General features: G+C 60.0%; 15 protein-coding genes. 11 read left to right on the top strand and 4 right to left on the bottom strand.

What is annotated here, in order from left to right; genetic code table 11:
- Window positions 1-77: 77 nt before the first annotated feature.
- From MLD04_RS12425 to MLD04_RS12440, 4 genes are all read right to left on the bottom strand, one after another.
- Window positions 78-995 (bottom strand): flagellar motor protein MotB, encoded by a 918-nt coding sequence (locus MLD04_RS12425; protein WP_248158806.1) that lies wholly within the window; start codon window positions 993-995, stop codon window positions 78-80.
- Window positions 996-998: 3 nt separating this feature from the next.
- Window positions 999-1,775, bottom strand: a complete 777-nt coding sequence (locus tag MLD04_RS12430) for a MotA/TolQ/ExbB proton channel family protein (protein WP_248158809.1) — start codon at window positions 1,773-1,775, stop codon at window positions 999-1,001.
- Between the two features lie 68 nt (window positions 1,776-1,843).
- Window positions 1,844-2,269, bottom strand: coding sequence for a YkvA family protein (locus MLD04_RS12435; protein WP_248158812.1), 426 nt, complete (start codon window positions 2,267-2,269; stop codon window positions 1,844-1,846).
- A 38-nt stretch (window positions 2,270-2,307) separates the two neighbouring features.
- Window positions 2,308-2,787, bottom strand: a complete 480-nt coding sequence (locus MLD04_RS12440) for a DUF6231 family protein (protein WP_248158815.1) — start codon at window positions 2,785-2,787, stop codon at window positions 2,308-2,310.
- Between the two features lie 367 nt (window positions 2,788-3,154).
- On the opposite strand from MLD04_RS12440, the gene MLD04_RS12445 reads away from it, so the two are divergent.
- From MLD04_RS12445 to MLD04_RS12495, 11 genes are read left to right on the top strand one after another with little or no spacing between them, the layout of a single operon-like run.
- Window positions 3,155-3,379, top strand: a complete 225-nt coding sequence (locus MLD04_RS12445) for a Flp family type IVb pilin (protein WP_248158816.1) — start codon at window positions 3,155-3,157, stop codon at window positions 3,377-3,379.
- 28 nt (window positions 3,380-3,407) lie between these two features.
- Window positions 3,408-3,848 carry a TadE/TadG family type IV pilus assembly protein gene (locus MLD04_RS12450; protein ID WP_248158817.1) on the top strand — a complete coding sequence of 147 codons (441 nt, stop codon included), beginning with the start codon at window positions 3,408-3,410 and terminating at the stop codon, window positions 3,846-3,848.
- A 58-nt stretch (window positions 3,849-3,906) separates the two neighbouring features.
- A complete protein-coding gene (gene cpaB / locus MLD04_RS12455; protein ID WP_248158818.1) occupies window positions 3,907-4,755 on the top strand; it encodes a Flp pilus assembly protein CpaB in 849 nt (282 codons plus the stop codon).
- Window positions 4,745-5,914, top strand: coding sequence for a type II and III secretion system protein family protein (locus MLD04_RS12460; RefSeq protein WP_248158819.1), 1,170 nt, complete (start codon window positions 4,745-4,747; stop codon window positions 5,912-5,914). Before cpaB ends, MLD04_RS12460 begins: the two co-directional genes overlap by 11 nt.
- 4 nt (window positions 5,915-5,918) lie before the next feature.
- A complete protein-coding gene (locus tag MLD04_RS12465; RefSeq protein ID WP_248158820.1) occupies window positions 5,919-7,103 on the top strand; it encodes a CpaE/TadZ family protein in 1,185 nt (394 codons plus the stop codon).
- 10 nt (window positions 7,104-7,113) lie between these two features.
- Complete coding sequence (locus MLD04_RS12470; RefSeq protein ID WP_248158821.1) at window positions 7,114-8,319, top strand: TadA family conjugal transfer-associated ATPase; 1,206 nt, start codon at window positions 7,114-7,116, stop codon at window positions 8,317-8,319.
- The gene (locus MLD04_RS12475) at window positions 8,316-9,233 is read left to right on the top strand and encodes a type II secretion system F family protein (protein WP_248158825.1); all 918 of its coding nucleotides are present in this window, start codon (window positions 8,316-8,318) and stop codon (window positions 9,231-9,233) included. The genes MLD04_RS12470 and MLD04_RS12475 overlap by 4 nt, the downstream gene beginning before the upstream one ends.
- A complete protein-coding gene (locus tag MLD04_RS12480; protein ID WP_248158828.1) occupies window positions 9,226-10,098 on the top strand; it encodes a type II secretion system F family protein in 873 nt (290 codons plus the stop codon). The genes MLD04_RS12475 and MLD04_RS12480 overlap by 8 nt, the downstream gene beginning before the upstream one ends.
- Window positions 10,099-10,142: 44 nt before the next feature.
- Window positions 10,143-10,826, top strand: coding sequence for a tetratricopeptide repeat protein (locus MLD04_RS12485; RefSeq protein ID WP_248158831.1), 684 nt, complete (start codon window positions 10,143-10,145; stop codon window positions 10,824-10,826).
- Window positions 10,823-11,104 (top strand): hypothetical protein, encoded by a 282-nt coding sequence (locus MLD04_RS12490; protein ID WP_248158833.1) that lies wholly within the window; start codon window positions 10,823-10,825, stop codon window positions 11,102-11,104. Before MLD04_RS12485 ends, MLD04_RS12490 begins: the two co-directional genes overlap by 4 nt.
- Window positions 11,082-12,863, top strand: coding sequence for a pilus assembly protein TadG-related protein (locus MLD04_RS12495; RefSeq protein ID WP_248158835.1), 1,782 nt, complete (start codon window positions 11,082-11,084; stop codon window positions 12,861-12,863). The genes MLD04_RS12490 and MLD04_RS12495 overlap by 23 nt, the downstream gene beginning before the upstream one ends.
- Window positions 12,864-12,875 lie beyond the last annotated feature (12 nt).

A 12,875-nucleotide genomic window follows, 5' to 3' on the forward strand; every position in this document is an offset into this window, starting at 1 on the left:
CCCGGAAAGCCGCGGCTTACGACGAAAAATGCACTGCAACTGTGCGTTTTTGGTGCGGGCGCACCAGAATGGAAGATTTACCAGGTGATGGAGCCGGAGTCCGATCGGGAGGATTCGATGCCCATATTGGAATCCCGTTCGTCGGCCTTGGTTTCAATCAGCTCACGTAGCCGGATTTCCTCTTCCTGCAGTGGGCCGGAGAGATCGATGATGATCTCGACCCGTCGGTTTTTCGCCCGGTTCTCGGCAGAGGTGTTGGGCACCCTCGGTTGGGTGTCGGCCAGACCCTTCACGGCCAGACGGGTGGGGTCTATGGCGCCACTGGCAAGCAGCACATTGGCCACCGCAGCGGCCCTGGCTGCTGAAAGGTCCCAATTGCTGTAGAAACGGCTGGTGTGGATGGGCAGATCATCGGTGTGGCCTTCAATGGTGAGTTTGCCCGGCATGTCGGCCAGCACTTTCGCCATATCCAGCAGTAGCCCCTCGAATTCCCAGGTCAGCTCCGCGGAGCCGGAGGGGAAAGAGCCTTTTTCTTCCACACGGATGACGATGCGCCGTTGATCCAGCGACACGTTGACCCGGCCGTCCTGGATGGCGTCCTTCAGGATGGACCGGATTTGTGCCAGGTCCTGCTGCAGTTTTTCGTTGATGGCGGATTCCACGGCCTGATCGGTGGGGCTCTTCAGGGTTTGCAGTTCGGGCTGCTCGTCCGTGGTGGTCTGCTTGACCTGGTTAATGACGGTGGGTTCGGGTGGCGCCGGGGAAAACTTGTCGAAGATCGGACTGGTGCCCTTGGGGATTTCCAGCGTCGGAACCTCCCGCTGAACACCAAAGGCCTTCGACAGTTCACCCGCGATCTGTTTGAACTTCTGGGCGTCAATTTCAGAGAAAGAAAGAAGAAGGACGAAAAAGCACATCAACAGCGACATCAGGTCGGCGAAAGTGACGACCCATGCCGGGATGCCCGGTTTTTCCTCCTCCGGTAACTCGTCCATGGTTTACCCGTTCGCCGGTTCTGCGGCGCCGTTCTTCTCCCGCTCTTTTGGCGGAAGATAACTGGACAGCATCTGTTCGATGATTCTTGGATTGGTTCCCTGCTGGATGGCCACGAGGGCATCCGTATAGAGCATCTGGAGTCGTGCTTCCTCGGTCATACGCAGGGACAGCTTGTCGGCAATCGGTGTCGCGATCATGGTGGCAATGACCGCACCGTAGAGTGTTGTAAGCAAAGCCACCGCCATGGCGGGACCGATGGATTTCGGATCTTCCATGTTGGAGAGCATCTGAACCAGGCCGATCAGGGTGCCGATCATCCCCATCGCGGGTCCCACGTCTGCCATGGCCATGAAAACCTTGGAGGCCGTCCGGTTATGGTCGAGGGTCATCAGACGCTCCTTGTCCAGGAGTTCCTTGATCGTCGCGCCGTCCTGGCCGTCCACCAACATCTGTATACCCTGCGCCAGGAACGGGGATTTGACGTCGCGCCCTTCGAGCCCAAGGACGCCCTCTTTTCGGGCGATGTTGGCGATGTCTACCAGCTCTTCGATGCTTTCCTGGGTGTCCGGCAGCTTGAATTTGAAGGCTCGGGCGGCCACTTTGAACGCCCCGAAAAACTGACGGATGCTGAATTTCGCCAGTGCAACCAGCAGGGTGCCGCCGACCACGATCAGCAGGGACGGACCATTGAGGAATACATCGGGCGAAACGCCCAAGATAATCGCAGAAGCAATGAGCAGAATGGCGCCAACGAGGCCAATAAGGGTGGCGAAGTCCACGATTTCTCCAGGGGGAAAACAACAAGACGAATTACGGGGCGCAAGATTACCCGCAGTTTATTAATTAATCAATTCTGTGCGTCGTAAGCACTTTCAGCATGTTCGTCATGGCAGGCTCTCCAGGCCGCGTAGCGGTGCAGGTCGGATTCCACCAGTTTCAGGCAGATGGCGACCACCCCGGCATCGTCGAGAAAGCCGAAACCGAAAATGAAGTCGGGAATAACATCCAGCGGATTCAGCACATACAGAAGCGTGCCTGCCACGGCAGCGATGGTTTTCCAGGGAACGCTGCGATAGTTGCCGTACCAGTAATCACGGATCATCGAAAACATCAGCTTGATGTCCGTACCAAAACGCTTGAGTTTGCCGCTGCTCTTCACTTTCTGCTCTATCGTTCGTTGTCGCTCGAGAAGCGTCTCCAGATCTGCCCGGTGTACTTTTCCCGCTTCGGATTCAAGCTGCTTTCGGGCGTTTTTTTCAGTGAACAGTGCCATGGACGTTCCTTATTGCGCCGGGACTGATGTGCCACCGGTTACCACCAGGCCTTGCCCCACATTTCCGGGTTGGCCCAATAGTCGGGGTTGTTCCAGGTTCGTTTGTGATTGTAGGTGTCGAGGTTATAGGTATAAAGCGTCTTTTCTGCCTCAGTACGCGAGGATGGCTGCCTCCGGAAACCGAGTGCAATGAAGTCCCTGAAGGTCCAGGGCGCACTGTCCGATACCAATACGGCGATCTGTCGGACTCCGAGGTTGCGCAGGGTTCCCAGTAACTGCTCACCCGCCTCACGGGGTATCTGTTCGAGCGTGTCGCTGATCAGGGCCAGGTCGACCGTTTGGTCAAAGCTGGCGGGGTCGGACAGTTGATCCAGCGTCAATGGAAGGTGGCACACATCATCTTTGCCAGCTTTTTGCCAAGTATCGCCTGCCCGATTGACGGACAATCCGATCGTGATCAGCGTTCGGGGATTTACCTGTTCGATCAAGCCCACGAGGGCTCTTTGCTCGTTATCCATACGTGCAGTATACCCTCCGCGGCAAGATTTCACGATTTTTTGCGAGTCACTCAAGTCATTGAAAAGAAAAAGGTTTGCTAAGAATTGTCGGATGGGTTGGCCGAAATTGACAATGGGTCTTGTCATTTAAGGCATTCTTGAAGCATTAATCTGAATGGTAACGTCAAGGGCGTTCGTCACGGGTTGGCACTGAAACTTCCGATTTTATTGATCCGGATCAATTCAGTGCGAAAAATATCATGACGCTCGGTAACAAAACGCCAAACAAAAGGGGTCGAAGCCCTTGTGACATGGCGCTAACTTGATGAGTAAGGCTTATGGGCAGTCATAAGTTTTGCTGATCACGACAACAATAATGAGGTGACCCATGATTCGTAAAGCCATCAATAATGTCTTTCTGAAATTACTCTCCAATCTGAATGCCCGTTCCGCGAGTGTTGCTTCAAAACAACGCGGCGCGTCGGCACTCGAGTACCTGGTCCTGGCCGGGGCTCTTGTTGCCATCATGGTGTTCGCCTTCTCCAACGACACCATCCGACAAACGGTCAGCGACATTTTCTCCGGCCTGTTCGACAGCGTTCCGTCACCGTAAGGCTTCAGCGGCTTCGGGAGGAAATGCCATGCGGCAGTCCAGAGGCGCTGTGGCGCTTGAATTCCTGTTCCTGTTTCCCTTTGTTGTCGGGATTCTCTATGCGGCCGCCAGTTACGGCATCGTGTTCTTCAGTAAATACGAAATGCAGAACGTGGTGGATCAGGCCGTCCAGGCGGCGCTCAGGGTTGATCGTAATCGCTTCTCGGAAGACGAGATCGAATCCCGGGTGACGACGGCGGCGTCGTCGGCACTGGAACAGGGATGGGCACTGTTGCCCGCCTCGCTCCAGGCCGGGGTCCAGGATGCGGGCTGTTCGGTCCTGTCCTCCGGTGGCGTCGATCTGCTTCGCTGCGCGGTTACCCGGGATAACGTGGATCAGCCGATCCTGCCTCAGGTGAGCTTTGGTTTTCTCGGCAGTTTTCCGCCGATGCCAACGCAGATGAGTGCAGCCGCGACCGTGGCCTTCTGACGGACTCCGTCACCTCCGGCCCGATCAATTTTCCCTTGCTTGTTGTGGATCGTGGACGATGAACAAACGAATACTGTACACGGCGCCGGCCATCGTGATTGCCCTTCTCGCGCTGGCCATGGCCATTGCCGGGCTTTGGCTGACGCAGGCGCCTGCGGAAAGCAAGCGCGCGGAGGACAGCCAGCCAACCGAACCCGCCTCGCCCCGGTTCGAATATCTGGTGGCCAAAAGTGCCGTGACGCCCGGTACGCCGATTACCCGGGACGCCTTCATGACGGTCGCGTCGGAATCGCCGGTGCCTGAGGCCATCGCAGCTTCGTCGGCGCCGTTCGGAGAGCCGGTCAAGACCGCCGTGTCAGCGGGTCAGATCCTGCGGGCGAGTCATCTGCGGTCTGACAGTGTTCTGGACAAACTCATCGAGCCCGGATTCCAGGCCATGGCGGTCCCCGTGGATGACCTGTCCGGCGTCGGAGGGCTACTCAGGCCCGGTGATCGGGTCGATGTCGTTGCGGCGTTCCGACGCTCCGACGAAGACACCCCCGCGGCGGTTCGGCTCCTGCGCAATGTTCTGGTTGTGGCGGTGCATGGGGTTCCCCATGTCGGGGAGCCGATCGAAGGCAATGACCAGAAACGCAACAAAACCGTGGTGCTTTCGGTTCCCACGGACCGGGTTTCCCAGCTGCTCCTGGCGTCCAGTGAGGGTCAGGTACGACTGGTGGCCTCTGGCGACGAGAATCGTGAGCCGGAGAAAGTGGCCGAGTCGCCGTCGAAAGACCGCGCCACTTACCTGGACGATCTCTTTCCGAAACCTCCCAGGCCGGCTCCGCGACACACACCGGTTCGGCAGGTCCGGACACAGGTAGAGGTCTATGAAGGCGCTGAATCAAGGAACGTCTATGTTCGCTGAACGATTGTATTTGCCACTGTGCGTGCTCTTCTGTCTCACCCTCGGGCTGGTTTCAGAGGGGCACGCCGATGCCCTGACGGCCGGGAAAGCGGTCAGTCTGGGCAAGGGGGAGCAGCGGGTTCTCGAGTTTGGGCAGCCGCTGAAACGGGTGGCCATTTCGGATCCGGACGTGGCGGCGGTATCTGTGTCCGACAAGCAGGAACTGCTGGTAACGGCAAAATCCGAGGGTACCGCGGTGCTGTCCGTCTGGTTGCGTGGTCAGGACCGACCATTACAGTCGCCGGTGGTGGTTTCCCGGACGTCCGGACAGCGTCTGTCCTTCGGCATGCAGGTGCAGACCGACATCCGGATCGTTGAAGTCAACCGGAACGAGCTGAATGAACTGGGCGCCTACTACTCCAAACTCTTCGATGGGGGCACGTTTGCCGCCAGTTTCGCCGGTGCGAATGCCACAGTTCCGGTGTTCGGAGGTATCCGGAGTGTTGCCAGCAGCGGCTTCAACTTTTTCCGCTTCGGCAGCACTTCCCTGAGCATCATCAACGCCATGGAATCGGCCGGGTTTGCCTATACCCTGGCGGAACCCTCGCTGGTCACGCTCAGTGGACAGAGTGCCACCTTCCTCTCCGGGGGCGAGTTCCCGATTCCGGTTGAAAGCGGCAATGACGGCGTCAAGGTGGTGTTCAAGAAATTCGGGGTCAGCCTGGGGTTAACCCCCACGGTGGTCAACGAGGACCAGATCATTCTCAAGGTGGCGCCGGAGGTCAGTGACCTGGATTTCTCCTCCGGTGTATCCACCGGCGGTGTCACCGTACCCGGCTTGCGAGTCCGGCGAACCGAAACAACGGTCTCCATGGCACCGGGTGAAACGTTCATCATCAGCGGGCTGGTCAGCCGCAATACGGTCAACAGCAGTGACCGCATCCCCGGGCTGGGGGACCTCCCTGTTATCGGTGCGCTGTTCCGGTCGGACCGGATCTCCCGGGACAAGAAGGAGCTGATCATGGTGGTAACGCCCCACATCGTGACCGCCAGTGATGCCCCGGGCGCGGAGCGGACAACCATCGCCCGGGATTACGACCGGTCCAGTATGGACTTCTTTGACATGGCGGCAGGCTCTGCGCCCGGCGACCGCCCCATCAAACATGGCTTCAGCTGGTGACCCTATGAGCGCGGACGAGATTCTGGTTTGTGTATCGGACGATATTGGCATTCGTACCTGGCTGGAGCGCTGTCTCCAGGGTGAGTGGCACATCGAGTTTGTCGGTTCGTCCGACCTGTCACGGATCAGCCGGCTGGTGGAGGCTGCCCGCACCCGCATGGTGATGGTCGCGGCAGACGATGCCGATCCCGAACGGGCCCTCCGGGTGATCCGCTTCATCGCCAGCAGTGATGAAGAGCTTGCGGTCGTGGGTCTGGTGCGTCGGGTCAGTCAGGATTTCCTGTTGCGCAGCATGCGGGCTGGCGCCCGTGACTGCTTCATTGCCAGTAGCGACGGTGAGGAGGCACGGGATCGAATTCGAGAGCTGTTGGCGCACACGCCTTCGCTGGCCCGTGCCGGTGGAGGACACGCCCAGAACCGGATTGTCCTTGTCACCGGGGCGCGTTCGGTGGTGGATTCCCGCTTCTTCGCCCAGAACCTGGTGTTCAATACCCATTTCTTTCATCCGGACGAGCAGATACTGGGGCTTGATACCGCCTCGGACGACCGGCACGCATTCTATCTCGACAGCAACAACCGACTGGCGTTGCAGGATCTGATCCGTAACCCGGAGTCCCTGGATTCGGCCCTGATCGAGACCGCGCTGGAAGAATACCTGCCCGGGCTGCGGTTCCTGGCCGGCCAGTTGTCGATCGGTCAGGACGGCGACCAGGAAAATACCGATCTGTTCATTGCCCTGAGCCAGCTTTCCGGCCTGTTCGACCGGATCATTGTGAATGTGGATGCCGCGGTGGCGGATTTCTGGATCAATACCGTCGGGATCCGGGCGGCCGAGCTGGTAATGGTCATGCACCCGATCGTCGAGCAGGCTCACGAAGCACGCCGGCGGCTTGATAGCTGGAAGGAGCGGTTGGCCCCGGATTGTCGTGTGTCCTTCCTGCTCGACGGCTATGAAAAGAAGGGTGTGCCCCCGGTTGGCGATCTTGAAAAGGCTGTGGGTGTGCCCATCCTCGGGACCCTGCCGCTGGATTGGGGAACGCGAATGATGGCCATGAATGCCGGGCTTCCACTGCACAGGCTGCCCGGTAAATCGGCTTATCAGAAGGCGTTGCAGAAGATCCTGCAGGAGCGTGTAGCCCGGGAAACCGAACGCTCAGGAGAGGGCGAGCGTCGAGTGGCGAAAGCCTGAGGGGTGAACGATGGCGGCTAGAACGGATCAGGAATACCAGAATCTGAAAAAGCGGGTCCACTTCGTCATGGTGGAGCGGCTTGACGAAGAAGGGATCGAAGTCGGAAACGTCAGTGACGATGTCCTGATGAGTTTCGTGCAGACCAATGTGTCGAACTTTGTGGCCCAGAACCGGATGCCATTGTCGGCTCATGACCTGACCACGCTGATCCGGGAAATCTACGACGAGGTCGCCGGATTCGGGCCTCTGGAGCCGTTGCTTGCAGATGATTCGGTCAACGACATTCTGGTGAACGGCCCGGAAGACGTGTTTGTCGAAATCGAGGGCGTGCTCCAGCGCGCATCCACACGTTTTATTGATGACGACCATGTGGTCCGCATCATACGCCGCATCCTGGCACCACTGGGCCGACGCCTGGATGAAGCCAGTCCCATGGTCGACGCCCGCCTGCCGGATGGTTCCCGGGTCAATGCCATCATTCCGCCCATTGCGCTGGACGGACCATCGCTCAGCATCCGGAAATTTACCCAGAAACATCTGACCGCCAAGGACCTCGTGGCCAGGGGCTCGATGACCAATGAATGCCTGGATCTTCTGACGCAGCTGGTCCAGGGTCGCCGCAATATTCTGGTCAGCGGTGGCACCGGCACCGGTAAAACCACGGTTCTGAATCTGCTGAGCCAGTTCATTCCCCGGGATGAACGGGTGGTTACCATCGAGGACTCGGCGGAGCTTCAGCTGAATCATCCCCACATCGTGCGTCTGGAAACCCGCCCGCCCAATACCGAAGGCTCCGGTCGCATTACCGCCCGGGAGCTGGTTATCAATGCCCTGCGCATGCGACCGGACCGCATCATCGTCGGCGAAGTGCGCTCCGGCGAGATTATCGAACTCCTGCAGGCCATGAACACGGGGCACGAGGGGTCGATGAGTACCCTTCATGCCAACACGGCCAAGGATGCCCTTGTACGCATCGAAACCCTGCTGGCGGTCAATGGTTACGACGCTGGCGAACGGGCCATCGGTCGGCTCATTGGTTCGTCACTGGACGTGATTGTTCAGCTGACGCGGCTACCCAATGGCCGGCGGCTGGTCAGTGAGGTGGTATCGATGCGGGGGGACAGTGATAACCCCTACCGCATGGACGTGCTGTACCGCGCCCCGGACGATGTCCAGACCCCGGAAACCCTGGTCAGCGGAGGTGCCTCGTTATGACCGCCCCGGCCTGGTTCCATGCGGCGATTGTATGCGGTGGCCTGGCCCTGTTCTGGCTCTGTGCGCAGTGGCTCTGGATCCGTAGCGCGGGCAAACGTTATGTAAAGCGGGCAACCCGTGAGCGCCTCCTGCCCCAAACGGAATCGGCATCGTTCGGCGGCGCGAGGATCGAGCTTGGCCCCGTCGAGCGATTGCTGGTCCAGGCCGATATCCAGTGGACGACCCAGCAATTTGCGGTCGTTGGTGCGGCCCTGGCGGGACTGCTGATTGTCCTGTTCGTGACCCGCGGTGCCATCGTCCTGCTGGTCACCCTCTTCTTTGTCGCGACCCTGGCTGGCGTTTTCTGGCGGGTCCGTTTCCAGAAACAGCGCCAGAGAATCCATGAAGAGTTGCCGGGCATCATCGATTCGACGCTCCGTAACATCGATGCCGGTCGTTCCCTGGAACAGTCCTTGATTGCATCCTTCAGCGAGGCCTCGCCGGTTTTCGAGCCCCTGCTGTTCCGGCTGCGCAATGCGGTGGGTTCCGGGCGGGAATACACCGGCCTGTTCGAGGGCTTCGCCGCCCTTTACCGGACACCGTCCCTGATTCTCGTGGCCATTGCCTTGCGTACCACCTCGCGGTTCGGTGCCTCCATCCGGCCGGTACTGCGCCAGGTAGCGGATTCACTGCGCTCCCAGCAGGAGTTGCGCCAGGAGTTCCTGGCGGCCACGGCGGAAACACGCTTTACCGCGGTGACCTTTGCTGTACTCCCGCCCGGGCTGGCCGCCTACATGGTCCTGATGAATGAGCAGTACTCCGATCTCCTGCTGAACACGGCGACGGGGCATAAACTCCTGATCATTGCCGCGGTCCTGCAGGTCATTGGCATGGGTGTGATCTGGCGAATGATACAGGGGGTGGGGCGTGCCTGAGCTCTGGCTTGGACTGTCGATCGTGTTTGCGGGCCTGGCGGTCTGGATTGCGGTTTATCTCGCTCCCCGTTGGCTGGTGCGGGCCCGTATTCGGGCGCGGCTCCAGAACATGGGGGAGCTCGATGGTCTGGACGATGGGCGGTCCTGGCTGCGTGAATTTGCCGAATGGTTTACTGGCCAGTCGGCAATCGAGGGCGATTTCGATGCCCTGCGGCAGGCACTGGAGACCACCGGGCGCAGCCGACATCAGGCGCAGTCGCTCTACATGCTCTGGTGCTGGTTGTTGCCGTCGCTGGTCATCGTGGCGGGTTTCCTGGCTCTGGGCCCTGTCGGGGGCGCATTGGTCGCCGCAGGCGCCTTCATTCTTCCACGGCGTTTCATCCGAACCGTCGGGGTGAACGCGGAGAAGCGACAGAACCTCGAGGCCATCGAACTGTGCCACATGACCCGGATGTTGATGGAGGCGGGGCTGTCGATTGAACGGGCGCTACGGCTGATCGCGGCCCAGGGTCGCCCGATCATGCCCGCCCTCAGTATCCGCCTGGACCGGTTCAACCGGGTGATGGAAAGCGGCGCGGATCGCACCCGGGCACTGGATGAACTGGGCAACAACCGTCGAATCCTGGTGCTGCGGCATTACGTCAATCTGATGAAACAGAGTGGCACCCTGGGTTCCGGCGTGTCATCAAGCCTTGATCAGATCATCCAGGAGGCCCAGCAGGGTGAGCGCAACCGCTTGAAGGAAGAAACCAACCGGATTGGCGCGAAAATGACCATGGTCATGATGGTGTTCATGCTGCCCGCACTGTTCATTCTGATCGGGGGGCCAGCGGTGCTCTCGATCGCGGAAACGCTGGGGCGCTGATTTTGGGGAACGGAAACGGCTTTTACAGAAGGCAGGCGAGCACAATGAATCGAATTCTGAGAGCGTGGGTATTGTTTGGCGGAGTATCACTGGCCGGCTGTGCCTCGCTGACGGGCCAACCAACAACGGTCGGCATGACGGGTGATGGCCCAGGCGGAAGTTGCCGCACTGATGTCCGCCCGGAAGAACAGCTGGAACTGGATGCGGTGGATGCCCAGATGAAACGCGACCAGCCATACGCTGCGCTCGCGAGGCTGGAGGAATCCAGCATGGGGGCCGAGCAACACTGGCTCCGGCTGGGACAGCTGTATGTCCAGACCGGTCAGCTTTCGAAGGCCGGGGATCTGTTCAGCCGCCTGTCTCAGCGTTGCCAGTCGGCGGACAGCTACCACGGGCTGGGCCTCGTGGCTCTCAAACAGGGGCGGCTCCAGGATGGGCTCGACGCCATGAAGACGGCGCGGGACAAGTCGCCCTCGTCCGTCGACATCCGGAATGACTACGGATACGCGCTGCTCAATGCCGGACAGAATGCCGAGGCGGTGTTTGAGCTGCGCACTGCGTTTGAACTGGCCGACGGCAAAGGAGCCGTTCGGCAGAACCTTGCGGCAGCCTACCTGATTACCAACGATCAGGCAGGACTGACCCGACTGAAGAAGCAATACGGTTTCTCTCCCGAGGAGCTGGCCTATGCCAGGCAACTGGCAGAGCACATTCGGAGGCTGCAATGAATCATCGTACCCTTCTGCTGTTGTCCGGTCTTCTGGTGACACCACTCGCGTCGGCCGGCGATTTCCCCGATTTCGGCCTGTCCGATACCGTGGTTCACGACAGCCAGGCGCAACCGGAGGATCAGGTAAGCGAGTTGTTGCGCAAGCAGGCGAAGTCCGATCCGGCCGGGCAGAGTGAATTGTCGGCCCAGATGTTCGTGGATGCCCAGGATCGGATCGCGGAAACCTTCCGTCGCCCGGTTCCGGATACCCTCAATGATCAGTCCAGTGATCAGTAGGACAGGCCCTTCCCGTCAACGGGGCGCGCTCATTTTCATTACCCCGATTGTGATTTCGGCGGTGTTGCTGATGATTGCACTGGCGCTCGACGGCGCCCGGCTCTATTCCCTCCGCTCGGAGATGCAGAGTCAGGTGGATGCGGCTGCCACCGCGGCGGCAGACGCAGCTCAGGCCTGCGGCGGCGATACCATTACCCTCGCCACCATGTCGCAGCGGGCCCTGGCAGCGGCACAGGCCCAGGGCTTTTCCGGGAATCCGGACGACCTGGTGGTTACGCCCGGGCTGCTGGAGGCTGGCAGTGGGGATGAAGTTGCGTTCCACGCCGTTCCGGATCTGGCCCAATCCAACGCAACGCATGTCCGGTATCAGAGGTCGGAGCCGATTTCACGACTGTTGCCGGAAAGTGTGCTCGGATCCGTGACGCTGGAAGCCTCCGCCGCTGTGCGACGGGAGGTGGTGGCCACCATCAGTGCTGCCGGTTCGACCGCCGGTGTCGATGGTGGGCTTCTGGGAGCGCTGCTTGGCGGTGTCCTGGGCCAGCCCGGCTACTCACTGGATGCCACCGATCTGGCCAGTATCGGCAATACCCTGTTTTCGGTGGGTGACCTGCTGGCGGATCTGGGCGTTGATCAGTTGGAAGATGCATTACCACTGGGGGCGGATGAGCTGGCGACCGCCATCCGCAATGTTGCCGGTGCCGCCACACCGGCAGGCGATCTGGCTGGCCGGCTCCTCTCGGCCAATGGCATCGAATCGGTGGCGGTGTCGGATGTGATTTCTGCCCTGGCCGATACCCGCGTGCCTTCAGATGCCAACGTCCGTGCCTATGACCTGCTGGTGAGCCTTGCCCTGAATGTGCTCCAACAGCAGCAGCTGCTCAGTGGTAATCCGCTGGTGCTCAACAATCTTGCGCCGCTGGGTTTGCCGTTGGTGTCAGCAATCGACGACAGCAGTCTGGAGATCCGGCTGTATGTGAACCGCCCGCCCACCGTGGCAATTGGGCCGGCTCGCCAGAACAGCAATGGTGACTGGCTGACAACTTTCCGGGCGCCGGACCTGAGTCTGGAGGTGGACGTTTCGGCCGGGCTTCCCACCATCAATCTGCTGGGCCTGGCCGAGTTCGGCATCGGTTCACTTCAGGTGCCACTTTCGGTGGATCTAGGCGGTGGGTCGGGTGCATTGGTATCCGCCCGCTGTGCGCGAGGCGGAACGAACAGTGTCCAGTTCGGGATGGCGCTTGAGCGGGATGCGCTCGAACTGGGTACCGGCCAGGTCGATACGGCTACCGGAGCCCTGGTTCCGGATACCCTTTCCGTGCAGGTTGGGCATCTGAAACTCCTGGCGGGTTTGCTGACCCTGGATCCGGCCTTGGGTGCGGACATTGTGGTGGACGGCAGTGTCGGCTCGGCTTCCACCGTATCCCAGGTGACACCGGCGTATCCGCTTTATTGCGGTCCGTCCGGTTGCGAGCGCATGGTCTACGATGCCTCCGGCGGGGGATTGTCTTCGGCGGATTTCTACGCCCAGGTCAGCGATCTTCAGGTGCTTGGCGCCAGCGTGGATACATCTCTTATCAATTCCCTGCTTGCCGTTGTCGAGGGCTTGGTTAACGATATAACGACAAGTGTTCTGAATTCGATCGTGAATCCGTTGGCAGAAGCGCTGGGGGTCGGCATCGGTGGCATGCAGGTCAGTATTGAGTCCGCGACGCAGCAGGGCAGTCAGCTGGTTGAGGGTGTGCCCATACTTCAGAACTGACAGAGGGAATTT

The organism is Marinobacter koreensis (assembly GCF_023156285.1).
GTDB lineage: Bacteria > Pseudomonadota > Gammaproteobacteria > Pseudomonadales > Oleiphilaceae > Marinobacter > Marinobacter koreensis.